This is a genomic window from Azotobacter armeniacus, from assembly GCF_054779355.1.
In genome coordinates, this window is sequence record NZ_BAAGYK010000036.1 from 24,632 (window position 1) to 51,297 (window position 26,666).

The 26,666-nt window shown below is 64.6% G+C and carries 25 protein-coding genes; 9 read left to right on the forward strand and 16 right to left on the reverse strand.

The features are described from left to right. The first annotated feature begins 19 nt into the window (after positions 1 to 19). Together serS and cysG are read left to right on the forward strand one after the other, a co-directional pair. The gene (gene serS / locus ACYVD0_RS08720; protein WP_460426457.1) at positions 20 to 1,300 is read left to right on the forward strand and encodes a serine--tRNA ligase; all 1,281 of its coding nucleotides are present in this window, start codon (positions 20 to 22) and stop codon (positions 1,298 to 1,300) included. A gap of 289 nt (positions 1,301 to 1,589) precedes the next feature. Continuing rightward, on the forward strand, positions 1,590 to 2,984 hold the full coding sequence (gene cysG, locus ACYVD0_RS08725; RefSeq protein WP_460426458.1) for a siroheme synthase family protein: 1,395 nt from the start codon (positions 1,590 to 1,592) through the stop codon (positions 2,982 to 2,984). Positions 2,985 to 3,021: 37 nt separating this feature from the next. Here the strand turns inward: cysG and ACYVD0_RS08730 are convergent, their stop codons facing one another. From ACYVD0_RS08730 to ACYVD0_RS08760, 7 genes are all read right to left on the reverse strand, one after another. After that, a complete protein-coding gene (locus tag ACYVD0_RS08730; protein ID WP_460426459.1) occupies positions 3,022 to 4,008 on the reverse strand; it encodes a glycosyl transferase family protein in 987 nt (328 codons plus the stop codon). Further along, positions 4,005 to 4,340, reverse strand: a complete 336-nt coding sequence (locus ACYVD0_RS08735) for a TusE/DsrC/DsvC family sulfur relay protein (RefSeq protein WP_460426460.1) — start codon at positions 4,338 to 4,340, stop codon at positions 4,005 to 4,007. The genes ACYVD0_RS08730 and ACYVD0_RS08735 overlap by 4 nt, the downstream gene beginning before the upstream one ends. Beyond that, on the reverse strand, positions 4,337 to 4,633 hold the full coding sequence (tusB, locus tag ACYVD0_RS08740; protein ID WP_460426461.1) for a DsrH/TusB family sulfur relay protein: 297 nt from the start codon (positions 4,631 to 4,633) through the stop codon (positions 4,337 to 4,339). The genes ACYVD0_RS08735 and tusB overlap by 4 nt, the downstream gene beginning before the upstream one ends. Then, on the reverse strand, positions 4,633 to 4,992 hold the full coding sequence (gene tusC / locus ACYVD0_RS08745; RefSeq protein WP_460426462.1) for a sulfur relay protein TusC/DsrF: 360 nt from the start codon (positions 4,990 to 4,992) through the stop codon (positions 4,633 to 4,635). Before tusC ends, tusB begins: the two co-directional genes overlap by 1 nt. Position 4,993: 1 nt before the next feature. Beyond that, complete coding sequence (gene tusD / locus ACYVD0_RS08750) at positions 4,994 to 5,386, reverse strand: sulfurtransferase complex subunit TusD (protein ID WP_460426463.1); 393 nt, start codon at positions 5,384 to 5,386, stop codon at positions 4,994 to 4,996. Positions 5,387 to 5,475: 89 nt separating this feature from the next. Beyond that, positions 5,476 to 6,147, reverse strand: coding sequence for a Bax inhibitor-1/YccA family protein (locus tag ACYVD0_RS08755; protein WP_460426464.1), 672 nt, complete (start codon positions 6,145 to 6,147; stop codon positions 5,476 to 5,478). Positions 6,148 to 6,350: 203 nt separating this feature from the next. Next, positions 6,351 to 6,512 (reverse strand): hypothetical protein, encoded by a 162-nt coding sequence (locus ACYVD0_RS08760; protein WP_165493833.1) that lies wholly within the window; start codon positions 6,510 to 6,512, stop codon positions 6,351 to 6,353. A gap of 222 nt (positions 6,513 to 6,734) precedes the next feature. Here ACYVD0_RS08760 and ACYVD0_RS08765 point away from each other — a divergent pair, with 222 nt between their 5' ends. From ACYVD0_RS08765 to ACYVD0_RS08780, 4 genes are all read left to right on the forward strand, one after another. Then, entirely contained in the window at positions 6,735 to 8,753 is a 2,019-nt protein-coding gene (locus tag ACYVD0_RS08765; protein WP_460426465.1) for an alpha-1,4-glucan--maltose-1-phosphate maltosyltransferase, read from the forward strand. 28 nt (positions 8,754 to 8,781) lie between these two features. Further along, positions 8,782 to 12,108 (forward strand): maltose alpha-D-glucosyltransferase, encoded by a 3,327-nt coding sequence (gene treS, locus ACYVD0_RS08770; protein ID WP_460426466.1) that lies wholly within the window; start codon positions 8,782 to 8,784, stop codon positions 12,106 to 12,108. Beyond that, positions 12,105 to 14,309: a 1,4-alpha-glucan-branching protein gene (gene glgB, locus ACYVD0_RS08775; RefSeq protein WP_460426467.1), complete on the forward strand. Its 2,205-nt coding sequence runs from the start codon at positions 12,105 to 12,107 to the stop codon at positions 14,307 to 14,309. The genes treS and glgB overlap by 4 nt, the downstream gene beginning before the upstream one ends. A 134-nt stretch (positions 14,310 to 14,443) precedes the next feature. Beyond that, positions 14,444 to 14,983 (forward strand): hemerythrin domain-containing protein, encoded by a 540-nt coding sequence (locus tag ACYVD0_RS08780; RefSeq protein WP_460426468.1) that lies wholly within the window; start codon positions 14,444 to 14,446, stop codon positions 14,981 to 14,983. 67 nt (positions 14,984 to 15,050) lie between these two features. Here the strand turns inward: ACYVD0_RS08780 and ACYVD0_RS08785 are convergent, their stop codons facing one another. Both ACYVD0_RS08785 and cadR read right to left on the reverse strand, forming a co-directional pair. Then, on the reverse strand, positions 15,051 to 15,746 hold the full coding sequence (locus ACYVD0_RS08785) for a P-loop NTPase family protein (protein ID WP_460426469.1): 696 nt from the start codon (positions 15,744 to 15,746) through the stop codon (positions 15,051 to 15,053). Between the two features lie 99 nt (positions 15,747 to 15,845). Further along, complete coding sequence (gene cadR, locus ACYVD0_RS08790; protein ID WP_460426470.1) at positions 15,846 to 16,268, reverse strand: Cd(II)/Pb(II)-responsive transcriptional regulator; 423 nt, start codon at positions 16,266 to 16,268, stop codon at positions 15,846 to 15,848. Between the two features lie 107 nt (positions 16,269 to 16,375). On the opposite strand from cadR, the gene ACYVD0_RS08795 reads away from it, so the two are divergent. Beyond that, positions 16,376 to 17,008, forward strand: coding sequence for a cation transporter (locus tag ACYVD0_RS08795; protein ID WP_460426471.1), 633 nt, complete (start codon positions 16,376 to 16,378; stop codon positions 17,006 to 17,008). Positions 17,009 to 17,283: 275 nt separating this feature from the next. On the opposite strand, the gene ACYVD0_RS08800 is transcribed toward ACYVD0_RS08795, so the two are convergent. From ACYVD0_RS08800 to nfsB, 3 genes are all read right to left on the reverse strand, one after another. After that, positions 17,284 to 18,279, reverse strand: a complete 996-nt coding sequence (locus ACYVD0_RS08800; RefSeq protein WP_460426472.1) for a tetratricopeptide repeat protein — start codon at positions 18,277 to 18,279, stop codon at positions 17,284 to 17,286. Between the two features lie 353 nt (positions 18,280 to 18,632). Then, the gene (locus ACYVD0_RS08805; RefSeq protein WP_460426473.1) at positions 18,633 to 18,857 is read right to left on the reverse strand and encodes a hypothetical protein; all 225 of its coding nucleotides are present in this window, start codon (positions 18,855 to 18,857) and stop codon (positions 18,633 to 18,635) included. 96 nt (positions 18,858 to 18,953) lie between these two features. Then, entirely contained in the window at positions 18,954 to 19,607 is a 654-nt protein-coding gene (gene nfsB, locus ACYVD0_RS08810; protein ID WP_460426474.1) for an NAD(P)H-dependent oxidoreductase, read from the reverse strand. Positions 19,608 to 19,757: 150 nt separating this feature from the next. On the opposite strand from nfsB, the gene ACYVD0_RS08815 reads away from it, so the two are divergent. Continuing rightward, complete coding sequence (locus ACYVD0_RS08815) at positions 19,758 to 20,690, forward strand: LysR family transcriptional regulator (protein WP_460426475.1); 933 nt, start codon at positions 19,758 to 19,760, stop codon at positions 20,688 to 20,690. A 171-nt stretch (positions 20,691 to 20,861) separates the two neighbouring features. Here the strand turns inward: ACYVD0_RS08815 and acuI are convergent, their stop codons facing one another. Next, positions 20,862 to 21,845, reverse strand: a complete 984-nt coding sequence (gene acuI / locus ACYVD0_RS08820; RefSeq protein WP_460426476.1) for an MDR family oxidoreductase — start codon at positions 21,843 to 21,845, stop codon at positions 20,862 to 20,864. A gap of 862 nt (positions 21,846 to 22,707) precedes the next feature. On the opposite strand from acuI, the gene ACYVD0_RS08825 reads away from it, so the two are divergent. Continuing rightward, the gene (locus ACYVD0_RS08825) at positions 22,708 to 23,562 is read left to right on the forward strand and encodes a GNAT family N-acetyltransferase (RefSeq protein ID WP_460426477.1); all 855 of its coding nucleotides are present in this window, start codon (positions 22,708 to 22,710) and stop codon (positions 23,560 to 23,562) included. A gap of 47 nt (positions 23,563 to 23,609) precedes the next feature. Here the strand turns inward: ACYVD0_RS08825 and ACYVD0_RS08830 are convergent, their stop codons facing one another. The 3 genes from ACYVD0_RS08830 to ACYVD0_RS08840 are packed head-to-tail and all read right to left on the reverse strand — an operon-like array spanning position 23,610 to position 26,586. Continuing rightward, positions 23,610 to 24,587: a putative bifunctional lysylphosphatidylglycerol flippase/synthetase gene (locus tag ACYVD0_RS08830; protein WP_460426478.1), complete on the reverse strand. Its 978-nt coding sequence runs from the start codon at positions 24,585 to 24,587 to the stop codon at positions 23,610 to 23,612. Beyond that, on the reverse strand, positions 24,584 to 25,822 hold the full coding sequence (gene clsB, locus ACYVD0_RS08835) for a cardiolipin synthase B (protein WP_460426479.1): 1,239 nt from the start codon (positions 25,820 to 25,822) through the stop codon (positions 24,584 to 24,586). The genes ACYVD0_RS08830 and clsB overlap by 4 nt, the downstream gene beginning before the upstream one ends. Continuing rightward, on the reverse strand, positions 25,819 to 26,586 hold the full coding sequence (locus ACYVD0_RS08840; protein ID WP_460426480.1) for an endonuclease/exonuclease/phosphatase family protein: 768 nt from the start codon (positions 26,584 to 26,586) through the stop codon (positions 25,819 to 25,821). Before ACYVD0_RS08840 ends, clsB begins: the two co-directional genes overlap by 4 nt. Positions 26,587 to 26,666: the final 80 nt, after the last annotated feature.

Genomic DNA, 26,666 nt, shown 5'->3' on the forward strand with positions numbered 1-26,666 from the left:
CGATAGACGAGAACATCCCATGCTCGACTCCAAACTGGTTCGTACCCAACTGCAGGAGATTGCGGACCGCCTGGCAACCCGTGGCTTCCAACTAGACGTGGCACGTTTCGAGAGCCTCGAAGCCCAGCGCAAGGCCGTACAGACCCGCACCGAACAGCTGCAGGCCGAGCGCAACGCCCGCTCCAAGGCCATCGGCCAGGCCAAGTCGCGCAGCGAGGACATCGCCCCGCTGCTGGCCGAAGTCGACCGCATGGGTAGCGACCTGGAAGCCGGCAAGCGCGAGCTGGAAGCCATCCAGGCCGAACTGGACAGTCTGCTGCTGAGCATCCCCAACCTGCCTCACGAATCGGTGCCGGTCGGTGCCGACGAGGAGGGGAACGTGGAAGTGCGCCGCTGGGGCACCCCGCGCGCCTTCGACTTCGAGATCAAGGACCATGTCGCCCTCGGCGAGCGTCACGGCTGGCTGGACTTCGAGACCGCCGCCAAGCTCTCCGGCGCTCGCTTCGCCCTGATGCGCGGCCCCATCGCCCGTCTGCACCGGGCCCTGGCGCAGTTCATGCTCGACCTGCACACCGGCGAGCACGGCTACGAGGAGGCCTATACCCCCTACTTGGTGCAGGCCCCGGCTCTGCAGGGCACCGGCCAGCTGCCGAAGTTCGAGGAGGACCTGTTCAAGATCAGCCGCGAGGGCGAGGCCGACTTCTACCTGATCCCCACCGCCGAGGTATCGTTGACCAACATCGTTTCCGGCGAGATCCTCGACGCCAAACAGTTGCCGCTGAAGTTTGTTGCCCACACCCCGTGTTTTCGCAGCGAGGCGGGCGCCTCCGGTCGCGACACTCGCGGCATGATCCGCCAGCACCAGTTCGACAAGGTGGAGATGGTGCAGATCGTCGATCCAGCCAGCTCCTACGAGGCGCTGGAGGAGCTGACCGGCAACGCCGAGAGGGTGCTGCAGCGGCTCGAACTGCCGTACCGGGTGCTGGCCCTGTGTACCGGCGACATGGGCTTCGGCGCGACCAAGACCTACGACCTGGAAGTCTGGGTACCGAGCCAGGACAAGTACCGGGAGATCTCCTCCTGCTCCAACTGCGGCGACTTCCAGGCGCGACGCATGCAGGCGCGCTGGCGCAACCCGGAAACCGGCAAGCCGGAGCTGGTGCATACTCTCAATGGTTCCGGTCTGGCGGTCGGCCGCACCCTGGTGGCGGTTCTGGAAAACTACCAGCAGGCCGACGGCTCGATCCGCGTGCCCGAGGTGCTCAAGCCCTACATGGGCGGCATCGAGGTCATCGGCTAGTACATTTTCACATACTCTCGCTCACCTTTTGGGGCGAACGGCATGCACTGATTCCGCCCCTCTCCCATGCTTGGGAGAGGGGCGGGGGGGAGGGAAGTTGGCCGAGATGCTTGCCTCCCTCTCCCCAGCCCTCTCCCCGGCGGGGCGAGGGAGCCGAAAGCCATCGTGCCCAAGGCTGCTGCAGGGGTGATCAGGTATTTCATTTCATTGCTCTAGGCCGAGCCGAGCGGCACTGAATGCGGGGTGGCTAGGGCCATCCCGTTTTGTTTCATCCGTCGAGAGTCGATCCATGGACTATCTTCCGCTGTTTCACAACCTCAAGGGCCGCAGCGTGCTGCTGGTAGGCGGCGGCGAGATCGCCCTGCGCAAGGCGCGTCTGCTCGCCGACGCCGGTGCCGTGCTGCGGGTCGTGGCGCCGCAGATCGAGGCGGCGCTCGCCGAGCTGGTGCTGCAGGGTGGCGGACACTGCCTGGTGCGGGGCTACGCGGAAGAGGACCTGGACGGCTGCGTGCTGGCCATCGCCGCCACCGACGACCAGGCGCTGAACGGCCGGGTATCCCGTGATGCCCACGGGCGCGGCGTGCCGGTCAACGTGGTGGACGCGCCAGCCCTGTGCAGCGTGATCTTCCCGGCCATCGTCGACCGTTCTCCGCTGCTCGTCGCGGTATCCAGCGGCGGCGACGCGCCGGTGCTGGCGCGGCTGATGCGGGCACGGATCGAAACCTGGATCCCGGCCAGCTACGGCCAACTGGCCGGGCTGGCGAAGAAGTTCCGCGAGCAGGTCAAGCGCCTGCTGCCCGACGTGCAGCAACGCCGGGTGTTTTGGGAGGAGGTGTTCCAGGGGCCGATCGCCGAGCGGCTGCTGGCCGGGCAGGGGGGCGAGGCCGAGCGGTTGCTCGATGCGAAGCTCGGCGGTGCGACGCCCAGGGCCCTCGGCGAGGTCTATCTGGTCGGCGCCGGGCCTGGTGATCCGGACCTGCTGACCTTCCGCGCCCTGCGGCTGATGCAGCAGGCCGATGTGGTGCTCTACGACCGCCTGGTGGCCCCGGCGATCATCGAGCTGTGCCGGCGCGATGCCGAGCGCATCTATGTCGGCAAGCGCCGCGCCGAGCATAGCCTGCCGCAGGAGCAGATCAACCGGCTGCTGGTAAAGCTGGCTGGCGAGGGCAAGCGGGTGCTGCGCCTGAAGGGTGGCGATCCTTTCATCTTCGGCCGTGGCGGCGAGGAGATCGAGGAGCTGGCTGCCCACGGCATTCCCTTTCAGGTGGTGCCGGGGATCACCGCGGCGAGCGGCTGCGCTGCCTACTCAGGCATCCCGCTGACTCACCGCGACCACGCCCAGTCGGTGCGTTTCGTCACCGGCCACCTCAAGGATGGAAGCTTCGATCTGCCCTGGGCCGATCTGGTGGCGCCAGCACAGACCCTGGTGTTCTACATGGGGCTGGTCGGTCTGCCGGTGATCTGCGCCAAACTGATCGAGCATGGCCGCGCGGCGACGACCCCGGCGGCACTGATCCAGCAGGGCACCACCCCCCAGCAGCGGGTGATCGTCTCCACCCTGGCCGAACTGCCGGAGCGGGTCGCGCAAGCGAAGGTGACGGCGCCAACCCTGTTGATCGTCGGTGAGGTGGTGCAGCTGCGCGCCAAGCTGGCCTGGTTCGAGGACCGGCAGAATGCCGACTGAGCCCCCGTTTTCGGGCTCGGCCGGCGGCCTTTATCTGTCACTCGGAGCGGTCGCGGGCATCCCAGTAGCGCTGCGCCTGGGCCAGGGCCTCCTCGCGGGGCGTACCGAGGGCGCGCAGGGCCAGAGCCATGGTTCCCAGCACGGCCAGGCGGCCGTAGGCGTCTTCGTTCTCGCCGTGCCAGAAGGCTTGCAGCTGCGCCGGATCGAGGCGTTCGGGCTTGACGTGGCGCTGGGCGGCCATGGGCGGCCATTCCTCGTCCCAGCTCTCGCCCCCGGCGGTGCCGTACAGATGGCTGACGGCATCCGGATTGATCTCGATTTCGCCGCCGTCGCCCTTGATCACCACGGCGGTATCGCCGAGCAGGCGGCTGCCTTCGCGGTGGATGGCCTGGTAGCCGGGATGGAAGATGCTCTGCAGGCTGCAGCGCGCACCGAGTGGGTTGAGCATGCGCGCCAGGGAGTGGATCGGCGAACGCAGGCCGAGGGTGTTGCGCAGCTCGATCATCCGCTGCAGGCGCGGCATCCAGGCGCCGAGGGGGATGAACGCCAGGTTGCGCGTCTGCAGCGCCTGCTCGACCGCCGCCCAGTCTTGGCACAGGGGAATGTCCAGAAGGCTGAGCAGTTCCTCGCTGTAGAGGCGCCCGGCGGTATGCGCGCCGCCGCCGTGCATGAGGATGCGCACGCCGTTCTGCGCTAGGCATTTCACCGCTAGCAGATACCAGGGCAGGTGGCGCTTCTTGCCGGCGTAGCTCGGCCAATCCAGATCCACCGCGAGGCTCGTCGGCGGTTGCAGGCGGGTGCGGACGGCCTCGGTGAAGCCGGCCAGCTCCTCGGCGCTTTCCTCCTTGTGGCGCAACAGCATCAGAAAGGCGCCGAGCTGGATTTCCTCGGCTTGGCCGTCGAGCAGCATGCCCATGGCCTCGCGGGCCTCCTTGCGGGTCAGGCTGCGCGCGCCGCGCTTGCCTTTGCCGAGGATGCGGACGAACTGGGCGAACGGGTGTTCCGGGGGCGTGACGGTAATCATAGGCAGTTGCTCGGCTTCGGCAGGCCGGCCAGCTTGGCGGCCAGTTTGGCAGGGGTGCCCTTGAACAGGCGGTTCAGGTGTAGGCTGTTGCCCTTTTCCTGACCGAGTTTCAGGGCGACATACTTGATCAGTGGACGGGTCGCCGGCGACAGCTGGAACTCCGCGTAGAAGTCGCGCAGCAGGCGGAGGATCTCCCAGTGCTCGGCGCTTAGCTCCAGCTCCTCGCGCCGGGCCAGTGCCTCGGCGACCTCTTCCGACCAGTCCTGCAGGTCGGCCAGATAGCCGTCCTCGTCCAGGGCCAGGCGGCGGCCGGAGACGTTCAGCGGGTTCATAGCCAGCCGTTGACCTTGTCGTAGCGGGTGCACAGCTCGACGAAGCCGGGGTAGTCCACTACCTGCACGCGCTCCGGCGCCGCGAGCTTGCGCGCCTCCAGGTCTTCCGCGAGGGCATGGAGGGCGATGGAAGCGGGCAGATGCTCCAGCATTTCGCGTGGTGCACTGCCGGGCTGCAACGCATGGCAGGCGTCGCCACAGAGCAGCAGACCATCGCGAACCCCGAGCAGACGCAGGGTGCTGTCCAGCGGATTGGTAAACGGCGATTGGGAAAGCAGGTGCAGGGTCGTCATCAGAGGGTGATCACCAGATCGTAACGGTCGAAGAGATCAGCCAGCTCCGGCCCCTCCAGCGGGGTGGCCGGCAGGGCCAGGGGCTGGCCGTCCAGGCCGCGCAGGCGCAGGCTCTGGCGGCAGACGTAGAGATCTTCCACGCCGAACAGCGGCAGGGCCTGCAGGTTGGCGGCGAAGTCCTTCTGCTCGAGGGCGGCGGGCTGCTGGCCGGGCACCAGCTGGAACACGCCGTCGTCGAGGAACAGCAGGCCGATGGGGAGCTCGAAGGCGCCGCCGGCCAGGGCGATGTCCAGCGCCTCGCGGGCGCCCAGGCCGCTCCAGGGGCTCTGGCGGCTGACGATCAGCATCGATTTGGCCATTTCAAGCACCTCCGAAGCAGACCAGACGGTCGGCCTGCTGGGCGGCCTCATGCAGCTGGCCTAGGCCGGACAGCTCCCAGGGCGGCGTCACCGCGACCGCCGTGCGGCCATAGCGCTGCGCCTCCTGCGCATCCAGCACGCCGCGGCGCAGGGCGGCGGCGATGCACACCACCGCATCCAGCTCGTGCCGTTCGACGAAGGTGCGCCACTGGGCCGCCAGGTCGAGCTCGTCCTGGGGCGTGACGATGCTGCCAGCGGCGTTGTGTACGCCGTCCTGGTAGAAGAAAAGCCGGACGATCTCGTGGCCGCCAGCGAGTACGGCCTCGGCGAAGCGCAGTGCCCGTCGCGAGGAGGGCGCATGAGGCGGGGAGAACAGGGCAATGGCGAATTTCATGGGCAGCGGCCGCAGGAATAGGAAGGAAAATGATACGCCAGAAAAGCGAAAGCCCGCATCGCGCGGGCTTTCGTGAGGCCGGTTGGCGATCAGTCGTCGCTGCTCATGATGCCGAAGATCTGCAGCAGGCTGACGAACAGATTGTAGATCGACACGTACAGGCTGATTGTCGCCATGATGTAGTTGCGCTCGCCGCCATGGATGATGGCGCTGGTCTGGAACAGGATGCAGGCCGAGGAGAACAGCACGAAGCCGGCGCTGATCGCCAGTTGCAGGCCGCTGATCTCGAAGAACAGGCCAGCCAGGCTGGCGCCGAGCAGGACGAAGAAGCCAGCGGTGATGAAGCCGCCGAGGAAGCTCATGTCCTTGCGGGTGGTCAGCACGTAGGCGGACAGGCCAATGAACACCAGAGCAGTCATGGCGAACGCCGAGGACACCACCTCGCCGCCGTTGGGCATGCCCAGGTAGCGGTCGAGGATCGGGCCGAGGGTGTAGCCCATGAAGCCGGTCAGGGCGAAGGTGGATAGCAGGCCCCAAGCCGAGTCGCGTAGTTTGACGGTGAGGAAGAACAGCCCATAGAAGCCGATCAGGACGACGAAGATGTTCGGATAGGCCACCTTCATTTGTTGCGCCATGTAGGCAACTACGCCACTGAAGGCGAGGGTCATCGCCAGCAGGCCGTAGGTATTGCGCAGGACGCGGCTGACTTCCAGCTGTTCTACCTGGGCGGATTGGAGGACATAACTGTTGGGTTCGTGCATGGCACAGCTCCTTGAGTCGAGGTTCCGTAAGTGATGCCGGGGATCATAGCAAAGGACGCAGTGTCGCCGCCCGTCAGAGTTTGACAGTGTGTTTCGTGCAAAGTGGCTTCCACGCGCCTGCGTGAGAGCCCGAAGACGGAGGCGGGTGGCTTGCCAGCCCGCCACGAGAGCATGTGGAGCGATCGCAAAGCTCGCCCACTCCGTCACTGTGGCTCCTGCTCCTCCTCCCCATGGGACAGTTTCCCGTCGTTAGGTGGGGTGTATTTGACTTCCTCTGCCGGTTCGTATTCCGGCATCTGCGGGAAATCCCCCGGATGGTTCCAGACCACTGGGTCGGGCTGGGGAATATCGGATCGCTGGCTCATGTCGTACTCCTTGCGTCAGGTCTAAAGGTGCCGGGTAAAAGTCCGTGACGAGCGGTATTCGTTATCTATAACTCATGGATGGGGGACTGGCCGGAGAGTTCCGCCAACGACCGGGCACAGAACTTTTTCCACGCACCTGCCATCGGAATCAGCATGGGCGGCCAACGCCGACCGTGCCAGTCGCCTGTTGCCCGGTGGCAGTCCAGCAGAGGAACGAGCCCGATGTCCGATACCAGGTCCCACGACTTGCGCCAGCCCGGCGTGCATTGCGAGAACCATCGTCCCGAGCTGGACGAGGCGTTGCGCCTGCCACGGATCGCCATCGAAGACACCGAACCGTCAATCGACAACGGGCGCTTCGCCGTCAAGGCGATCGCCGGCCAGCCGGTCACGGTGAGCAGCACCATCTTCACCGACGGCCACGACCAACTCGGTGCCGCTCTTTACTGGCGCGCCGATGGCGAGACGGGCTGGCGCCGCCTGCGCATGAAGTTCGTCGGCAACGATCGCTGGCAGGTCGAGTTCACTCCGCTGCGCATCGTACGGCATCTATTCGTGGTCGAGGCCTGGTGGGACATCTACGAAACCTACCGGCATGAGCTGCAGAAGAAGCATGCCGCCGGCGTGCCGGTCTCCCTTGAATTGCAGGAGGGCCGCTTGCACTTGCAGAGGGCGGCTGAGCACAGCCAGGGCGAGGCTCGTGTGGTGCTGGAGGATCTCCTCCGGCGTCTGGACCAGACCTCCCACACTGAGGCCATCGACCTGCTGCTGAGCGGCGAGGCTTCCGCCGCCATGACCGCCGTCGCCCTCCATCCCCATCGCACCTACAGCAATGCCTTCTCCCTGGACGTGGAGCGCGAACGCGCTCTGTTCGCCAGCTGGTATGAGCTGTTCCCCCGTTCACAGACCGACGATCCGCGCCGCCATGGGACCTTCAAGGACGTCATCGCACGCCTGCCGGCGATCCACGACATGGGCTTCGACGTGCTCTACTTTCCGCCGATCCACCCCATCGGCCGGTGCTTTCGCAAGGGCCGCAACAACAGTCTGGAAGCCGGGCCGGACGACCCTGGCAGCCCCTACGCCATCGGCGGCGAGGAGGGCGGCCACGAGGCCATCCATCCGCAGTTGGGCAGCCGCGAGGATTTCCGCGAGCTGATCGCCACCGCCGGCGAGCATGATCTGGAGATCGCTCTGGATTTCGCCATCCAGTGCTCCCAGGACCACCCCTGGCTGAAGCAGCATCCCGGCTGGTTCTCCTGGCGCCCGGACGGCAGCATCCGCTACGCGGAAAACCCGCCGAAGAAGTATCAGGACATCGTCAACGTCAACTTCTACGCCAAGGATGCCATCCCCGACCTCTGGCTGGCCCTGCGCGACGTGGTGCTCGGCTGGGTCGCCGAGGGGGTGAAGATCTTTCGCGTCGACAACCCGCACACCAAGCCGCTGCCCTTCTGGGAATGGCTGATCGCCGATGTGCGCAGCCAGCACCCGGAAGTGATCTTCCTCTCCGAGGCCTTCACCCGCCCGCCGATGCTGCTGCGTCTGGGCAAGCTCGGCTTCTCGCAGAGCTACACTTACTTCACTTGGCGCAACACCAAGGAGGAGCTCGGCGCCTACTTCACCGAGCTGAACGAGGCCCCCGCGAAGTACTGCATACGGCCGAACTTCTTCGTCAACACCCCGGACATCAACCCGGTGTTTCTGCAGACCTCCGGGCGCGCCGGTTTCCTCATCCGCGCCGTGCTGGCCACCATGGGCTCCGGGCTGTGGGGCATGTACTCCGGCTTTGAGCTGTGCGAGTCGGCGCCGATTCCCGGCAAGGAGGAATACCTTCATTCGGAGAAGTACGAGATCCGCCCGCGAGACTACCAGGCGCCCGGCAACATCGTCGCCGAGATCGCCCAGCTCAACCGCATCCGTCGCTACAACCCGGCGCTGCAGACTCACCTGGGCTTCAAGCTCTACAACGTGTGGAACGACAACATTCTGTTGTTCGGCAAGCGCACGGCGGATCTTTCCAACTTCGTCCTGGTTGCCGTCTGTCTTGATCCCTTCAACGCCCAGGAGTCCCATTTCGAGCTACCCCTGTGGGAGTTCGGCCTGCCAGACCATGCCGCCATGCATGGCGAGGATCTGATGAGCGGCCACCGCTGGACATGGCATGGCAAGATCCAGTGGATGCGCATCGAGCCTTGGCACCTGCCCTTCGGCATCTGGCGGCTGACCCCGCCGAAGTAAATCGCTGGTAGTAGGAGCAGAGAAAAAAATGGAACAACCGCCCAAGCCTGCCGCCTTCCTCGAGGATCCGCTTTGGTACAAGGACGCAGTGATCTACCAAGTCCATGTCAAGTCGTTTTTCGACTCGAACAATGACGGCATCGGCGACTTCCCCGGCCTGATCGCCAAGCTGGACTACATCGCTGACCTGGGGGTCAACACCGTCTGGCTGCTGCCGTTCTATCCTTCGCCTCGGCGCGACGACGGCTATGACATCGCCGAATACCGCGGCGTGCATCCCGACTACGGCAGCCTGGCCGACGTCCGCCGCTTCATCGCCGAGGCGCACCGGCGCGGGCTGCGGGTGATCACCGAACTGGTGATCAACCACACCTCCGACCAGCACCCCTGGTTCCAGCGGGCGCGCAAGGCCAAGAAGGGCTCGGCGGCGCGCAACTTCTACGTCTGGTCGGATACCGACGACAAGTACCCGGACACGCGGATCATCTTTCTTGACACCGAGAAGTCCAACTGGACTTGGGACCCGGTCGCCGGCCAGTACTTCTGGCACCGTTTCTACTCGCACCAGCCGGATCTGAACTTCGACAATCCGCAGGTGATGAAGGCGGTGCTCAGAATCATGCGCTACTGGCTCGACCTGGGCGTCGATGGCCTGCGCCTGGATGCCATTCCCTACCTGATCGAGCGCGACGGCACCAATAACGAGAACCTGCCCGAGACCCACCAAGTGCTCAAGCGCGTTCGTGCCGAGCTCGATGCCCACTACCCGGACCGCATGCTGCTGGCCGAGGCCAACCAGTGGCCGGAGGACACCCAGCTGTATTTCGGCGGTACCCCGGAGGGCAGGGGCGATGAATGCCACATGGCCTTCCATTTCCCACTGATGCCGCGCATGTACATGGCCCTGGCCCAGGAAGACCGCTTCCCGATGACCGATATCCTGCGCCAGACGCCAGATATCCCTGCCGACTGCCAGTGGGCGATCTTCCTGCGCAACCACGATGAATTGACCTTGGAGATGGTCACCGACCGCGAGCGCGACTATCTGTGGAACTTCTACGCTGCCGACCGCCGTGCGCGGATCAACCTGGGGATCCGCCGGCGCCTGGCGCCGCTCCTGGAGCGCGACCGGCGGCGCATCGAGCTGCTCAACAGCCTGCTGCTGTCGATGCCAGGCACCCCGGTGATCTATTATGGCGACGAGCTCGGCATGGGCGACAATATCTACCTGGGCGACCGCGACGGGGTGCGCACGCCGATGCAGTGGAGCAACGACCGCAACGGCGGCTTCTCCCGCGCCGACCCGGCGGGGCTGGTGCTGCCGCCGATCATGGACCCGCTGTACGGCTTCCAGACCATCAATGTCGAAGCGCAGCAGCGCGACAGCTATTCGTTGCTCAACTGGACTCGGCGCATACTCACCGTGCGCAAGCAGCAGAAGGCCTTCGGCCGCGGTTCGCTGAAGTTGCTGGCGCCGGCCAACCGGCGCATCTTCGCCTACCTGCGCGAGTGCAGCGGAGTGGAGGGCAGCAGCGAGACCGTCCTCTGCGTGGCCAACGTCTCGCGCTCGGCCCAGGCCGTGGAGCTGGAGCTGCCCCAGTACGCCGGCATGGTGCCGGTGGAAATGACCGGCGGCAGCGCCTTCCCGCCGATCGGTCAGCTGCCCTACCTGCTGACCCTGCCGCCCTACGGCTTCTGCTGGTTCCTGCTGGCTTCCGAGGCGCAGATGCCCAGCTGGCACATCAAACCGGCCGAAGGCATGCCCGAATTCCAGACCCTGGTGCTCAGGCGCCTCGACGACCTGCTGGTGCCGCTCAACCGGCGCATCCTGGAAAAGGAGGCGCTGCCGGCTTACTTGCCCAAGCGCCGCTGGTTCGCTGGCAAGGGCGCGCCGCTGGGCAATCTGCGCATCGTCTACACGGTGCCCTTCGGCGATCCGCAGCGCCCCGTGCTGCTCAGCGAGATCGAGGCGGGCGCCGAGGGCAACCTGCAGCGCTACCAGCTGCCACTGGGCTTTCTCGCCGAGGAGGAGTTCGGCAGCGCTTTGCCCCAGCAACTGGCCCTGGCCCGCGTGCGCCGCGGCCGGCAAGTGGGTCTTTTGACCGACGGCTTCACCCTGGAGAGCTTCGTCCGCGCGGCGATCCAGGGGCTGCGCGAGCGCCGCGTACTGTCCTTCGAGCAGGGCGAGCTGCGCTTCCTTTCCGCCGCTCAGCTCGACACGATAGAGCTGCCGGCCGACGCCGAGGTGCGCTACATCTCGGCGGAGCAGTCCAACAGCTCGGTGGTGATCGGCAACGCCCTGGTGCTCAAGCTGATCCGCCGGGTGTCCCCCGGCGTACATCCCGAGCTGGAAATGGGCCTGTTTCTCACCGAGTGCGGCTTCACCCACATCGCCAGCGTGCTCGGCGAAGTGTGCCGGGTCAATGTACAGGGCGAGTGCACGGCCTTGATGATTCTGCAGCGCTACCTGGAAAACCAGGGCGATGCCTGGGAGTGGACGCGGAACACCCTCGACCGTGCCATCCGCGACGAACTGGCCGGCGGCGAGTCTCTCCTGGAGAGCCAGTACAGCGCACTGCACGAACTGGAAAGCTTCTCCGGCCAACTCGGCCAACGCCTCGGCGAGATGCACATGGCCCTGGCCGCGCCCACCGATAACCCGGATTTCGTCCGCGAAACCACCGGCCCCGAGGATGTCGCGCGCTGGACCGAGAGCATCAGCGCCCAGCTGGAGAGGGCGCTGGAAATCCTCGCCGAGCGTCAGGCGACTCTTGCCGAGGAAGCGCGCGCCACCGTCGAGCAGCTGCTGCTGCAGCGCGACGCCCTGCTGGACAAGGTCGGCGAGCTGGCCGAGGCCTGCGTCGGTAGCCTGCGCATCCGCGTGCACGGCGACCTGCACCTCGGCCAGGTACTGGTGGTGCAGGGCGATGCCTACCTGATCGATTTCGAGGGCGAGCCGTCCCGGCCGCTCGTCGAGCGCCGTGCCAAGCACAGCCCGTACAAGGATGTCACCGGCGTGCTGCGCTCGATCAGCTACGCTGCCGAAATGGCCATACGCAACGCGCAGAGCGTCGACAGCTCGGAAGCGGCCGACCAGGCCCGCCAGCGCATCGCTTCGCTGTACCAATACAACGCCCGCCAGGCGTTCCTTGCCGCCTATCGCCGGGCTGCGGCCGACATCGGTCATGCCTGGTCCGGAGCGGACGGCGAGGAGGCTGCCCTGGCGCTGTTCAGCCTGGAGAAGACCGCTTACGAAATCGCCTACGAAGCCGAACACCGGCCCGCCTGGCTGGCCGTGCCGCTGCAGGGTTTGGTGAAACTGGCACAACAGCTACTGGATGGAGACGTGCAATGATCCAACGCTGGACTCTGACCCAATCGGGGGAATCCCTGCTACCGAGCGATGACGATGTCGATGCCCTGATCCGTGGCGAGCATGTCGATCCCTTCGCCATTCTGGGCCCCCATACCGACGGTGATGGACTGATCGTGCGAGCCTATCTACCCAATGCCCTGGGCGTCTCCCTGCTCGACCGGCAGAGCGGCGCGCCGCTCGTCAGCATGGACCAGGGGCAGGTTCCCGGCCTGTTCTTCTGTCGCCTGGACCATCCGCAGCCCTATCTGATGCACATCCGCTGGGCGCAGGGCGATCAGCTGACCGAGGACCCCTACAGTTTCGGCCCGCTGCTGGGGGAAGTGGATCTCTACCTGTTCGCCGAAGGTAACCACCGCGACCTTGGCCACTGCTTCGGCGCCCAGTGCATGACCGTGGGCGGGGTGGAGGGCGTACGCTTCGCGGTATGGGCGCCGAATGCGCGGCGGGTCTCGGTGGTCGGCCCCTTCAACGGCTGGGACGGCCGCCGTCATCCGATGCGCCTGCGCTACCCGGCCGGGGTATGGGAAATCTTCATTCCGCGCCTCAAGCCGGGCGAGGTCTACAAGTATGAAGTGCTCGGCCCCCACGGCATCCTGCCGCTGAAGGCCGATCCCGTGGCGCTGGCAACCGAAGTCCCGCCAAACACCGCCTCGGTGGTTGCCGCACCGCTGGAGCACGCCTGGCAGGACCAGGAGTGGATGCGTCAGCGCGCCGCCCGCCAGGCACCGAACGCGCCGCTGGCGATCTATGAGCTGCATGCCGGCTCCTGGCGCCGGGAGGATGGCGCGCTGCCCAGCTGGAGGCAGCTGATCGAGCGGCTGATCCCCTATGTGCTGGAAATGAGCTACACCCATGTGGAGCTGCTGCCGATCATGGAGCACCCGTTCGGCGGCTCCTGGGGCTACCAGCCGCTGTCACAGTTCGCCCCCAGCGCCCGCTATGGCGCGCGGGAGGATTTCGTCACCTTCGTCGACGCCTGCCACCAGGCCGGCATCGGGGTAATCCTCGACTGGGTGCCGGCGCACTTTCCCACCGACACCCACGGCCTCGGCCGCTTCGATGGCACCGCGCTCTACGAGTACGACCACCCCTTCGAGGGTTTCCACCAGGACTGGGACACTCTCATCTACAACCTCGGGCGGACCGAGGTGCACGGCTTCATGATCGCCTCGGGGCTGCACTGGTTGCGCGAGTTCCACGTCGACGGGTTGCGCGTGGACGCGGTGGCGTCCATGCTCTACCGCGACTATTCGCGCAATGAGGGCGAGTGGATTCCCAACCGCTACGGCGGACGCGAGAACCTCGAGGCCATCGACTTCCTCCGTCACCTCAACGACGTGGTCAAGACCGAGGCGCCCGGCGCGCTGGTCATCGCCGAAGAGTCCACCGCCTGGCCGGGGGTCAGCAAGCCGACATCCGAGGGCGGCCTGGGCTTCGACTACAAGTGGAACATGGGTTGGATGCACGACACCCTGAAATACATGGCCGAGGATCCGGTCCACCGCACCTACCATCACGACCGCATGACCTTCGGCCTGATCTATGCCTTTTCCGAGCGCTTTATCCTGCCCATCTCCCACGATGAGGTGGTGCATGGCAAGCGCTCGCTGATCGACAAGTTGCCCGGCGACCGCTGGCAGAAATTCGCCAACCTGCGCGCCTACCTGTCGTTCATGTGGAGCATGCCGGGCAAGAAGCTGCTGTTCATGGGCTGCGAGTTCGGCCAGTGGCGCGAATGGAGCCACGACCACGAGCTGGACTGGTACCTGCTCAACTATGACGACCACCAGGGCGTGCAGCAACTGGTCAAGGACCTCAACCGGCTGTACCGCCAGGAACCGGCGCTCCACGAGCAGGACTGTGTGGCGGAAGGTTTCCAGTGGCTGATCGGCGACGACCGCCACAACAGCGTGTTCTCCTGGCTGCGCTGGAGCACCGGCGGCGAGCCGCTGCTAGTGATCGCCAACTTTACCCCGGTGGTGCGCCATGGTTACCGGATCGGCGTGCCCTACGGCGGCAACTGGCAGGAAGCCCTCAACAGCGACGCCGAATGCTATGGCGGCTCCAACGTCGGCAACGCCGGCGAAGTAATCGCCGACGAGCTGGCCAGCCACGGTCAGCCATTCAGCCTCAACCTCAAGCTGCCGCCGCTGGGGGTGCTGATCATGCGGCCGGCGTGAGCGGGAGCAGCGGCGGCCTCGGGGTCGGCGTGCGGGTCGCTTGCGGATGAGCGGCCCGGCACCGGGGAGAGGCCTGAACTAGGCTTAGGGGCTATCGGTTTTTCCAGACTGCCCAGCCGTCACAGGAGCCGCCCATGAGCCAGGCCATCGACGCTCTGCGCCACGAACACGATGCGATTCTCTCCACTCTGAAGATCCTCCGGCGCATGGCCGACCGGGCCCGACAGGGCACTGCGGATACCGGCGACATTGCCGCACTGCTCGGTTTCCTGCAGGAGTTCGTCGACAAATGCCACCACGGCAAGGAGGAGGGGCTGCTGTTTCCGGCCTTGCAGCGGGCCGGCCTGGTGCAGCGCGGCGAACTGGTCGGCGAGCTGAGTGCCGAGCACGAGCAGGGCCGCGCCCTGGTCGGCGCCCTGCGCCAGGCCAGCACGCCGGTCCTCGACGCCGAGGCGTTCGCCGCCGCGGCCGGGACCTATGCGGAGTTCCTCGAACGGCACATCGACAAGGAGAACGATGTGCTCTTCCCCCAAGCCGAGCAGGTTCTCAGTACGGACGAGCTGGACACGCTGCAGCGCGCCTTCGCCGAGTTCGAGCTGCAGGTCATCGGCCAGGGGCGCCATGAGCAGCTGCACGACCTGCTGCACCGCTGGAAGGCGACCTATCTCGGCTGAAGGCTACTGTGAAGCCCGCAAGATGGGTCAGGCCTGAGGGCCTGGCCCATCGATGGTGCACTTTGCTTCAGACCTCCGCCGTCTCGATTTCCCTGTAGGCATGCTCCAGCCAGATCTTCACCCGCTGCCTTTCCAGCAGGCTCAGGGCATCGGGGTTGGCATCGTCGCGGTTTTTGGCTGCCCAGAAGCTGTAGCCGTTGCGGTCGATTTTGCTCATCACTGGTGGGTGCAGCCGCTTCAGGCTGATGACGGCGGCATTCAGGTCCTGAGCGCGCTGCTGTACCTCGGAGTTCTCCAAGGCCGTGAAATCGTTGTCGCGCAGCTGGTTGCGGACCAGCACATAGTCGAGACGGGAGCCGAACTGTTCGAGCAGCCTTTCCAGCAGATCCACCGAGTCCTTGCCCGAGTCCATGACGTTCCAGTAGCTGATGGCGATGCCCAGCTCCTCGGCCAGCTCCAGCACGCCCGACTCCTCCATCCATTGGCTGAGCGGCCGATGGGTCTGCGCGGCGAGGTCGACCAGGATGCGCTGCTCCGGCTGCTCGGTGGCGGTCTCGACGATGGCGTCCAGGCTCTGGTAGCTGTCGATGACGGTGGGCGAGGCGTAGTCGCCGTAGTAGCGCAGCAGTGCGCCATGGGATCTGTCGGTGTCGAAGCCGATGAACGGCAGGTCGCGATCGATCATGTACTGGGCCAGCAGGCGGGCAATCACCGATTTGCCCACGCCACCCTTTTCGCCGCCAACCAGATGAATGGTCGTCATGTTTTCCTCTTGCACAGGGTTGTTCATCGAGAAAGTGTACAGGCGATCCTGTCGCCTTTTTATGACTGATGAATAACGCTCCGTTCCTTTCCTTTGGGATCAGGGCCTGTCCGGGCGAGCCTCCTCCTGGGCGGCGGCGAGCAGTTCGCGGAGGATGCCGCACTCGCCGGCGAGCCGCCCGGCGGCGCAGCGCCTGCGCAGCGCGGAAAGCTGGCGCTCAAGCGTCTGCAGGCTCTCCAGGCGCGCCCGCACCCGCGCCAGTTGCGTCTCGATCAGCCGGTCGACGTCGGCGCAGTCCGTTTTCGGATGTAGCAGGAACTCCAGTAGGCGCCGCACCTCCGCCAGGGGGATGTCGAGCGCCCGGCAGTGGCGGATGAACGCCAGCCGCTCCAGGTGCTCCGCACCATAGATGCGATAGCCGTTGCCGGCGCGAGCCGGGGCGGGAAGCAGGCCGGCCTTTTCGTAATAGCGGATGGTTTCGACGTCGATGCCGGTGGCCTTGGCCAATTCGCCGATGCGCATGATCTTTCCTCTGCAGACAGGCCCCATTCGTTCGATGGTAGCGCCCTTGACCTTGGAGTAGCTACAGGGTGTGCAATGCCGGCAAATTCACTCGAAGGAGAACCGTCATGCCCTGCTGCAGTTCCTGCTCATCATCGCCCCCGGTCGGTCCGCGCTTTCGCAAGGCGCTGTGGGTGGCCCTGTTCATCAATGTGGCGATGTTCTTCATCGAGGTCGGCGCCGGGGTCAAGTCGGGGTCGGTGTCGCTGCTGGCGGATGCCGTGGACTTCGCCGGCGATGCGGCCAACTACGGCATCTCCCTCGCCGTACTGGCCATGGGGCTGGCCTGGCGGGCGCGGGCGGCGCTGGTCAAGGGGCTCAGCATGGCGGCATTCGGAGTCTTCGTGTTCGGCAAGGCCGGTTGGGACGCCTTCGCCGGCATTCCCCCCGAGCCACTGACCATGGGCGCGGTCGCCACCCTGGCGCTGTTCGCCAATGCCGGCGTGGCGCTGATGCTCTACGCCTTCCGCGACGGCGACGCCAACATGCGCTCGGTCTGGCTGTGCAGTCGCAACGACGCCATCGGCAACCTGGCGGTGATGCTAGCTGCAGCCGGGGTGTTCGGTACCGGTGCGGGCTGGCCGGATACCCTGGTGGCGCTGCTGATGGGCGGGCTGGCGCTCAACTCGGGGGTCGCCGTGGTGCGTCAGGCGCGCCAGGAGCTGGGCTCGGCTATCCAGGCGCCAACACAGATCCTCTGAAGCCCCCAGGGGCAGGACGCCGACATGGGCCACTTCGGCCGCCGGCCGATCGCTCGCGGAAGCGCGGCAAGGAGCCCTCTTCGAACGCTTGGGGAAACCGCGTTGTCGCTGCCGGCTTTTGCCGGCGAACCGGGTGATCGAGCCGGGGACGCAGGTGGAGATCTAGTGGCCTGTGCGGTTGATTGCTTATTAACCAGGCTCATTAATAGACCGACCAATATATTCGTGGAAGCCGTGAAAACCGGGCTTCCTGACAAATTTATTTTTGGGCTGGGTTAATAACTCAAGTTCGGATGACCGGAGTTCCGAGACAAGGCGCCCCAACGAGTCATAGTAGGGCTATGGTGAGGAGTGGCTTCGTAGTATCGGAGCCTCGGGCGCCGAAATTGACTAATCGAATCACCCAAAAATGCCTTCGGCATCTGGTCGATAGGGCGTGGGTCGAGCATGGTGTCACGGATGGCGTCCAGCACGCTCTTCTGGGATTCCGTGGGGGCCGTGTTCACCGCGGCGTCCATCAGGCTCCTGCCTCGCTCCTTTTCCCCTTTCAGGTAATGCGCCTGACCCAGGCTCATGAGGAACTGCGCGTCCATGATCTTCCTCAGGTCGGGAGAGGGCCAGCCGCCATAGGTAGCGTTCTTCTCCAGTGCCATCTTCAACAGACCGATCGCCTCGTCATGCTTCTGCTGGGCAGTCTTCACCTGGGCGAGCTGGCTGTAAACCGCAGGCGCCGGCTCCTTTTCGCTTTCCAGAGCCAGCCTGGCATAGCGCTCGGCCTTGGCCAGGGCATCCGGGGCGGCCGCCTGGCCATCGGCGGATGCCCGTTTCAGGTAGGCAGTCGTCAGCTTGCTGTAGATCGCGGGCTTGGCGTGCTCGGGCAGCTTGCCCTGCAGGGCTTCCTCGAAGGAGGCGATGGCCTCTTCGTCCAGGCCGCTCCGGAATTGGCTGCTGCCCAGGAAGTCCAGCAATCGAGGGTCGCGATTGCCCATGGCCAGCCTGCCCTTGAGGAATTCGATGGTTACGGCGTCGCGGCGTGCCTCCGCCAGGCACCCGGCCTTGAGCGCCACATAGTCTCGCCAGTCCTTGCCGGAGACGTCCTTGGGCTCTTCGAGCGCGTCGATCTTCGGCTGGATCTGGGGACAGGCCCTGGACCAGCCCTGGTGCTTGACGGTCTCGGTCAGCGTCTTCTGCGCCGCGCTGGCGGCGAAGGCGAAGTTGCCGACGGCCATGCAGGTAGCGAGCAGCGAAATGAGTGCATTCCGGGCTTTCATGAATAGTTCCTTGTCGCCAATGCGAATTGTTCGCAATGTGATCCATTCGACATTTCAACGTCAAGTGCCTTGAAGGCGCTTTGGGACTGCTTTTCGCCTGCGAAGGTCGTTGTTCCTCCCATTCAGGTAGCGGATGGTTGGAGAATCGTGAGCAGGTTGCACCGAGGATCGCCATGACTTAAGGAGTCAGGCCCGTGCCCAGGCTTCGTTGGGGTGGCGTATTGATATTGCGGCCCGACTAGGAGCCTGTCGGACTTAGGAAATCCGCGTGGCACTGCGTGAATTCTGAGCCTTTCAACGCAAGTGAATCTTGTGAAATTTACGCAGGAAGCGATTTTTTGATCAAAATCTGATCATTCTTGTTGCTCGCACGGAAAGTCCGACAGGCTCCTAGTGGCACTTCGAGCATAATCGAGGCAAGCCATGCCGGTGTGGAACAGCCAGATGCTCGCCGGATTCTTCGTGCAGAAGCAGAAGGCAGTGGCCAGCAGGTCGACGAACAGGATTAATGCGGGTGTCACCCACAGCAACTCCAGCGTTGCGCGCTGCAGCAGGGGCACCGCAAGGCAGCGCTGCACCGAGCGGTCTGAGAGTTCCAGAATGTGGGATGGCGGCGGGCGGATCAGCAGTCGCCGCGCTCCCGGCGATGGCGCGGCGATGCCCGGCGGAGCCGGTTACAGGAAGGTGAAGATGTCCTCGGCGGGCAGGCGCGACTTCGGCAGTTTGGCGTTGAAGTCGTCATCGCTGCGATAGCCCAGGCTGACCAGCACCACGCTGGTGAAGCCGCGCTCGCGCAGGCTCAGCTCTTCGTCGAGCTTGCGGAAGTCGAAGCCCTCGATGGGCGTGGCGTCCACGCCAAGGGCGGCGGCGCCGAGCAGCAGGGTGCCCAGAGCCAGGTAGACCTGCTTCTCCATCCAGTGCTGCAGATCCTTCTGGTCGTAGCGGTGCAAGTTGACGTAGGAGCTGCGAACGTTGCCCTGGCCGGCCTTGCCCTCCGGATTGGCGAAGCGGCCGTCGAGGTCCTCCTGGTTCAGCACGGCTTTCAGGTGGGCCGGGTCCATGTCGGTGCGGGCGCAGAGCACCACGACGTGGGAGGCGTTGAGGATCTTCGCTTCATTGTAGGCATAGCCGCCCTGGGTCGCCTTGGCGATGCGGGCCTTGCTTTCCTCGCTCGCGGCGACGACGTGATGCCAAGGCTGCGAGTTCACCGAGGACGGACTGTAGCGCAGCAGGGTGCGCAACTCTTCCATGGTGTTCTCGGGAATCTTTCGGGCCGGGTCGTAGGCCTTGGTGGTGTAGCGCGTCTTGGCGGCGGTCGCGATGGTCAAGGTTCGTTCTCCTGTTGAGGGTTTCCGTTATTGATCGGCTGCCTCCGCTCCCGCCATCGGGTGCGGCGAGCGGGCTGGAGGGATGTTCGTCTGTGCAGCTTTCAATGAAAAGCAGCAAAATCAGCCAACACTTTCATTTAAGGAGTGAAAATGATCCGCCTGGAGGATCTGGCCCTGTTCGTCCGCTCCGCCGCCCTCGGCAGCTTTTCCAGCGCCGCGCGGGAGGTCGATCTGCTGCCGGGGCAGGTCAGCGCGGCGATCAAGCGTCTGGAGCGGGAGCTGGACATTCGCCTGTTCGCCCGTTCGACGCGCAGCCTGCGGCTGACCGTCGAGGGCGAGCAGTACTTGCCCTATGCCGAGCGGGTGCTGGAAACCTTGCGCGAAGGCCATGAGCGCCTGCACAGGGAACGGGCCGAGCTGCAGGGCCTGCTGCAGGTCAGCGCGCCCTCTGACCTGGGGCGCAACCTGCTGCTGCCCTGGCTCTCCGAGTTCTGCCGCGCGCATCCGCGGCTGACCCTGCGCCTGCTGCTCTCCGATCAGGTCGCCGACATCTTCCGCGATCCGATCGACGTGGCGATCCGCTACGGGCCCATGGAGGACGCCAGCTTCATCGCCCTGCCGCTGGTGCCGGACAACCGCCGGGTGCTGGTGGCCGCGCCGGAATACCTGGAACGCTGCGGCCGACCGCAAGCGCTGGACGAGCTGGCTGGGCACGCCTGCTTGGTCTATCTGCTGAGCGGGCGGGCCCATGACAAGTGGGCATTCGAGGAGGAGGGGCGCCGGCGGGTGATTTCGGTGGATGGGATGCTGCTTAGCGACGATGCCGATGTGGTGCGCCGCTGGGCCATTGCCGGGCACGGCATCGCTTACAAGTCGTGGCTGGATGTTGGCGAAGAGGTGGCTGCTGGGCGTCTGGAGATACTGCTCGTGGATTGCCCGGGCGAGCCGGCACCACTGCATCTGGTCTGCCCGCACCGCAAGCAGTTCTCGCCGGCGATCCAGCAGCTATACGCCCTGCTCAAGGCCCGCTTTGCCGAATTGGGCGAGCACCTGCGGCGGCGAGCCTTGGCTCCCTCTCCCTGAGGGGCTAAAGCATGCACAAAAAGTGAAATTTGCTCGTAAGAACAGCAGCTTACCAAAAGTGGCATTGAAGGATAACTAACTGTTTTTATTGCGTTTTCATAAATTTGTGTGCACACATTAGCCCTGAGGGGAGAGGGCTGTGGAGAGGGGTGAAATTGGCGCCGCTCGGGCTCAGCGGTTCACATCCACCACGATCCGCCCGCGCACCCGCCCGGCGAGCAGTTCGCCGGCCATGGCAATGGCCTCCTCCAGGCCGATCTCGCGGGTGATGTCGTCCAGCAGCGACAGGTCGAGATCGCGGGCCAGGCGCTCCCAGGCGGCGATACGGTCCTCGCGTGGGCGCATGACGCTGTCGATGCCGGCCAGGCTAATGCCGCGCAGGATGAAGGGCGCCACCGTGGCCGGGAAGTCCATACCCTGGGCCAGGCCGCAGGCGGCGACGGTGCCGCCGTAGCGGGTGGCGGCGCAGGCGTTGGCCAGGGTATGGCTGCCCACCGAGTCGACCACGCCAGCCCAGCGCTCCCTGGCTAGTGGACGGCCGGGTTCGGAGAGCGTGGTGCGATCGATGATCTCGCTGGCGCCAAGCTTTTTCAGGTAGTCGGCCTGTTCCGGGCGGCCGGTGGAGGCGACCACCCGGTAGCCCAGGCGGGCGAGCAGGGCGATGGCGAAGCTGCCGACTCCGCCGTTGGCGCCGGTGACCAGGATCTCGCCCTGTTCGGGCGTCACGCCGTGGCGCTCCAGGGCCAGCACTGAGAGCATGGCAGTATAGCCGGCAGTGCCGACGGCCATGGCCTGGCGAGGCGTGAAGCCCTGGGGCAGGGGGATCAGCCAGCGGCTTTCCAGTCGCGCCTTCTGGGCCAGCCCGCCCCAATGCGTCTCGCCGACGCCCCAGCCGTTGAGCAGCACCGGATCGTTGACCTTGAACGCCGGACTGGTGCTGGCCTCGACCGTACCGGCCAGATCGATCCCTGGCACCATCGGGAACTTGCGCACCACCGGCCCCTTGCCGGTGATGGCCAGCGCATCCTTGTAGTTGAGCGTGCTGCAGTCCACCCGCACGGTGATATCGCCCTCGGGCAGTTGCGCCTCGTCCAGCGTGGTGCTTCGCGCGCGATAACCCGCCTCGTCCTTCTCGATCAGGATCGCCTTGAACATGCACTGTCTCATTTTTGGACCGATTGTCTATAAAAGGCTGAAAAATAGGCCAGGACGTTCGTGAGCGTACCTGGCCTTTTCTTTCTCGCCGCCGCCTTGGCGGTGCTGCGAGTTCCACGGTGGCTGATTATAGACTGATCGTCTCTAAAGGCAACAGGCCGGCCTTCGGCAAGCGAGTCGGTACTACACTGTGAATATCCGTAAATCGGAAATCAAGGGGATGAAAGCCTTCACCCGAGAAACGCTGTGCATCACTGATCCTAATGGCAATCAGGAAAAGGAATGGATCGGGAAGAGGAGGAAGCGTCGTTTGGGGGTTGGCAGGAGCGGTGCAGTAGAGCTGTGGAGGATGATGGGTTGAATCGAATCGCTGATTCCGAGGCCGCTTGATGAGCTCTGGAGATATTGGGCTGCAGTCTCCAACTTTGATGGGGGCGGGCTGGTGCGATGGCCAGAACGGGATAAGGCCATTGGAGCTGGTCGGAAATGATGTCGTTAAGGGTTTATATATAAATCCTGCCAAAATATTAAAGGTTGGCTGGATTGCCGCCTGGGGTGAAGGCACACTGGCCGAATATATTTGCCCAGTGCAAGGAGTGGAGGCAGTGCTGCGAGAATAAAAAATCGTGCGCTTACCGCCGGCAACGGTAGGCAAGTGATATCACTGTATTCTGTAGTGTCTTGTTGTCAGCTATAACTGGCTGCTTTCAGTTGGTGTAGATAAGCGTAGGGCAATGGTCTTGATGGTAGAAGGCTTGCATGCGGCGCCGACGACCGAGCCTGTACTACGCTTTACCTTGTTGCAGTCGCCCGTTATGAGGCATTGATCGATAAATGAAGATATCAATCTCAAGGGGGATGTATGCAGCAGGAAACTTATGAAATCAGCACCATGAGTCGTAATGAGGTTGAGCTCATGATTGACTGGGCGGCCAGGGAGGGCTGGAATCCAGGCATTCATGATGCGGAGTGTTTTTATGCGGCTGACCCGAACGGTTTCCTGGTCGGACTTTTGAACGATGAGCCGATCGCCACGATTTCCGCAGTCAAATATGGCGACTCGTTTGGCTTCATTGGGCTCTACATTGTCAAGCCGGAATATCGTGGTAAAGGTTATGGCACTCAGCTCCTGAGGGCCGCGACCCAGTATCTCGAAGGACGGAATATCGGTCTCGATGGAGTTGTCGCACAGCAGGACAACTACAGGAAATACGGTTTCAAGTTGGCATACCGCAATGTGCGCTATGAGGGACAAGGTAGTGCCATCGCTTCCGAGAGCACGAACGAATTTGCAAACTTGGCCTCTTTGCCGCTCGAGGAAGTCGATGCGTATGACAGGGCTTTCTTTCCGGAGCCTCGCACGGACTTTCTCAACTGCTGGATCAATCAGGGCGACTGCAAGGCGCTGGGGATCATGCAAAATGGCCGTCTTGCCGGTTATGGCGTCCTGCGCAAGTGCCGCTCCGGTTACAAGATAGGCCCCTTGTTCGCCGACACGCCGGCATTGGCGGAATCGCTCTTTTTGAAACTCCGCTCCGGACTCGAAGCCACGGAGTTGTTTTATCTGGATGTACCGGAAGTCAACCGGGAAGCGATCGAGCTGGCCGAGCGGTACGCAATGAAAGTGGTGTTCGAGACGGCGCGAATGTACACGGGGCCTGAACCGGACATAGGGTTGAACCGCCTTTATGGGGTGACTTCCTTCGAGCTTGGCTGAAACAGGCACTTGCGCCTCTGAAAGGCACGGGGCGGAGGCGCATCGGCCTACATCAGTTTCTCGGCAGCCCTCCGCCGCATCCGTTCTATCTGCGCTTCGAGGGCGAGGTAGACGAGGCTGGCGACCAGCATTGGCAGGAGGTAGTAGATCGCCCGGTAGCCGATCAGCGCGGCCAGCAGGCTATCACGCTCGATCTGCTGGTGGAGCAGGGCGACGAACACCGTCTCCAGCACGCCGAGGCCGGCAGGGATATGGGCGATCAGTCCGGCGATGCTGGCGATCAGCAGCGTCCCGAGCACTGCGCCATAGTCGACCTGTTGCTGCAGCAGGGTATGGATGACCAGCGCCATCAGCAGCCAGTTACCACTGCCCAGGGCGAGCTGCAATAGAGCCAGGCGCAGGCTCGGCAGGCCGATCGAATGGCCACGCACGGTCCAGACGCGGCGGCGGGAAAAGGCGCAGAGCAGCAGGTAGAGCCCGGCCAGGAGCAGCAGCAGGAAGCCCAGGGCTCGCAGGCTGGGCAGGCCGATCGCCCAGTTCGCAGGCGGTCGCACGGTGCCGGCGGCGAAAGCCAGGCCGGCCAGCAGCAGGTAGGCCATCCAGTTGGTCGTCAGGCTCAGGCTGTAGATCTGGGCGATCTGCAGGGGCTCCAGGCCCAGGCGCGAATAGAGCCGGTAGCGCAGACCAAGGCCGCCGATCCAGGCGCCGAAGTTGAGGTTGAAAGCATAGCAAACGAAGGTCACCGCCAGCACCTGGCGTGGGGGCAGATGGTGATGGGCGTAGCGGCGCCCGAGCAGGTCGAAGCAGCTGTAGAGCAGGAAGCTGGCCGCGGCGATGCTCAGGGCCAGCAGCAGAGTGCTCAGGCGATAGCCGGCCAGCGTGGCGAGGACGTTCCGCCACTCGATGGTGCGTGCCAGACTGAACAGCAGCCATGCCACCAGAATTAAGAAGGCCCAGAAGAGCAGGCGCCGGACAAGCGGCCAGCGGCTGCGGATTCGTGCGGCAAGGGAGGTGGAGTGCTTCATGGGCTGGGCCGGCGCAGGTCGTTGCCGTCATCCGGCGGGGGACAGCCCTGCAGAACTTCCACCTTCGGGCTGTGCGCCGGCAGCCAGCCGACCCAGGCCGGAAAGTGGGTGAGGGCGTGGTAGGCGAGGAAGGCCAGCGGCAGGCGCCACCAGGCGTCGCGGGCGATCTTCTCCTTGGTCATGCGCTGGCAGTGATTGCGCCGCAGCCGGTCGAGCCGCTCGCTCAACTCCTGGTTGAAGGCACGATCGCGAATGATCAGGTTGGCTTCCAGATTGAGCGACAGGCTCAGCGGGTCGAGGTTGCTCGAGCCAACGGTGGCCCATTCGTCATCGGCCAGGGCGACCTTGCCGTGCAGCGGGCGGTCGCAGTATTCGTGGATGATTACGCCGTCCTTGAGCAGGTACTCGTAGAAGAGACGTGCACCGAAGGTGGCGATCGGCATGTCCGGTTGCCCCTGCAGGATCAGCTCCACCTTGACGCCGCGCCTTGCGGCTCGGCGGATCTCCCGCAGCAGGCGGTAGCCGGGGAAGAAGTAGGCATTGGTGATCACCAGCCGGTGGGTCGCCAGGCGGATGGCCTGCAGGTATTGCTCCTCGATGTCATTGGTATGATTACGGTTGTCGCGGGTGACGAAAAGTACCTGGGCCGTCCCCGCGTCCGCCGCTGGTTGGCCGTTGGCGCCGTTTTTGACGCGGTGCCGCCGCCACCAGAGCCGGGATGGTTCTTCGCCGGCGATGCTGGCGAGGGCGAAGCGCTGGATATCGCGGGTCACCGGTCCAACCACCTCGACAGAGTAGTCCTGCTTGGCGGTCGGGCCGAAGTCGCCCAGGTGATCGGCGGAGAAGTTGATGCCGCCGATGAAGGCGCGAGCGCCGTCGATCACCACGATCTTGCGGTGCAGCCGGCGGAACAGGTTGGTGCGCATGCCCATGAACTTCGGCCGCGGATCGAACATGCGGATGCGGATACCCACCTCGGTCATGGCTGTGATGAATTCCGGCGTCAGGTCCGCCGAGCCATAGCCATCCACGGTGATCTCGATGCGCACGCCGCGCCGCGCGGCGGCGATCAGTTCCTGGTGCAGTTCGTTGCCGACCTTGTCCTCGAAGAGGATGAAGGTCTCGATGAGGATTTCCTGGCGGGCCTGGCGAATGGCCTCGAACACGCGGGGAAAGAACTCCTCGCCGTTTTCCAGCAGGCACAGGCGGTTGCCGCTTCGCCAGGAAAATCTCATAGCAGCACCTCCGCCGCCAGCGGCAGGTGGTCGGAGAGGTGGGGCCAGGGGGTGTGGGAGAGGACCTTGGCATTTTGCGGGATGGCGTTGCGCACGTAGATGCGGTCCAGGCACAGCAGTGGAAAGCGCGCCGGGAAGCTGCGCGCGCACTTGCCATGGGCCTGCTCGAAGGCCTCGACCAGGCCGGAGCAGCGCAGTTGGGCGTTGGCGCGCAGGCGCCAGTCGTTGAAGTCCCCGGCAACCACGATGCGCGCTTCGGCCGGCAGGGATTCGACCAGCTCGCAGAGCAGGCCGAGCTGCTTCTGTCGGTGGCTTTCGAGCAGGCCCAGGTGTACACAGATCGCGTGTACTTGCGGCTGCCCCGGCACTGCCAGTTCGCAGTGCAGCAGGCCACGGCGCTCTGGGCCGGGGACGGAAATGTCGAGGTTGTTGTAGCGTTGGATGGGGTATTTGGAGAGTACGGCGTTGCCGTGGTCGCCATCCGGGTAGACGGCGTTGCGGCCGTAGGCGAAGTCATTCCACATGGTGTGGGCGAGAAATTCGTACTGCGGCGTTTCCGGCCAGTTGCGGTGACGCCGGGCATGACGCTCGTGGGTACCGAGCACCTCCTGGAGGAAGACCAGGTCGGCCGAGACATTGCGCACAGCCTCGCGCAGTTCGTGCAGGATGAAGCGGCGATTGAGCGCGGTGAAGCCCTTGTGGGTGTTCACCGTGAGAATGTGCAGTGACTCGACTCGCTGGTCTCCGCTGTAGGGTTGGCTCACGTAACGGCTCCTTGTGCTTTCGACTGCAGGGCACAGTCCAAGCCGAGCTGCTGGCGCCGCCGGCGTGCCTCCGGGGTTTC

Bases quoted from the DNA above. Each gene is read 5' to 3' on its own strand.
- serS (WP_460426457.1), top strand. From the start codon at position 20: ATGCTCGACTCCAAACTGGTTCGTACCCAACTGCAGGAGATTGCGGAC.
- cysG (WP_460426458.1), top strand. From the start codon at position 1,590: ATGGACTATCTTCCGCTGTTTCACAACCTCAAGGGCCGCAGCGTGCTG.
- ACYVD0_RS08730 (WP_460426459.1), bottom strand. From the start codon at position 4,008: ATGATTACCGTCACGCCCCCGGAACACCCGTTCGCCCAGTTCGTCCGC.
- ACYVD0_RS08735 (WP_460426460.1), bottom strand. From the start codon at position 4,340: ATGAACCCGCTGAACGTCTCCGGCCGCCGCCTGGCCCTGGACGAGGAC.
- tusB (WP_460426461.1), bottom strand. From the start codon at position 4,633: ATGACGACCCTGCACCTGCTTTCCCAATCGCCGTTTACCAATCCGCTG.
- tusC (WP_460426462.1), bottom strand. From the start codon at position 4,992: ATGGCCAAATCGATGCTGATCGTCAGCCGCCAGAGCCCCTGGAGCGGC.
- tusD (WP_460426463.1), bottom strand. From the start codon at position 5,386: ATGAAATTCGCCATTGCCCTGTTCTCCCCGCCTCATGCGCCCTCCTCG.
- ACYVD0_RS08755 (WP_460426464.1), bottom strand. From the start codon at position 6,147: ATGCACGAACCCAACAGTTATGTCCTCCAATCCGCCCAGGTAGAACAG.
- ACYVD0_RS08760 (WP_165493833.1), bottom strand. From the start codon at position 6,512: ATGAGCCAGCGATCCGATATTCCCCAGCCCGACCCAGTGGTCTGGAAC.
- ACYVD0_RS08765 (WP_460426465.1), top strand. From the start codon at position 6,735: ATGTCCGATACCAGGTCCCACGACTTGCGCCAGCCCGGCGTGCATTGC.
- treS (WP_460426466.1), top strand. From the start codon at position 8,782: ATGGAACAACCGCCCAAGCCTGCCGCCTTCCTCGAGGATCCGCTTTGG.
- glgB (WP_460426467.1), top strand. From the start codon at position 12,105: ATGATCCAACGCTGGACTCTGACCCAATCGGGGGAATCCCTGCTACCG.
- ACYVD0_RS08780 (WP_460426468.1), top strand. From the start codon at position 14,444: ATGAGCCAGGCCATCGACGCTCTGCGCCACGAACACGATGCGATTCTC.
- ACYVD0_RS08785 (WP_460426469.1), bottom strand. From the start codon at position 15,746: ATGACGACCATTCATCTGGTTGGCGGCGAAAAGGGTGGCGTGGGCAAA.
- cadR (WP_460426470.1), bottom strand. From the start codon at position 16,268: ATGCGCATCGGCGAATTGGCCAAGGCCACCGGCATCGACGTCGAAACC.
- ACYVD0_RS08795 (WP_460426471.1), top strand. From the start codon at position 16,376: ATGCCCTGCTGCAGTTCCTGCTCATCATCGCCCCCGGTCGGTCCGCGC.
- ACYVD0_RS08800 (WP_460426472.1), bottom strand. From the start codon at position 18,279: ATGAAAGCCCGGAATGCACTCATTTCGCTGCTCGCTACCTGCATGGCC.
- ACYVD0_RS08815 (WP_460426475.1), top strand. From the start codon at position 19,758: ATGATCCGCCTGGAGGATCTGGCCCTGTTCGTCCGCTCCGCCGCCCTC.
- acuI (WP_460426476.1), bottom strand. From the start codon at position 21,845: ATGTTCAAGGCGATCCTGATCGAGAAGGACGAGGCGGGTTATCGCGCG.
- ACYVD0_RS08825 (WP_460426477.1), top strand. From the start codon at position 22,708: ATGCAGCAGGAAACTTATGAAATCAGCACCATGAGTCGTAATGAGGTT.
- ACYVD0_RS08830 (WP_460426478.1), bottom strand. From the start codon at position 24,587: ATGAAGCACTCCACCTCCCTTGCCGCACGAATCCGCAGCCGCTGGCCG.
- clsB (WP_460426479.1), bottom strand. From the start codon at position 25,822: ATGAGATTTTCCTGGCGAAGCGGCAACCGCCTGTGCCTGCTGGAAAAC.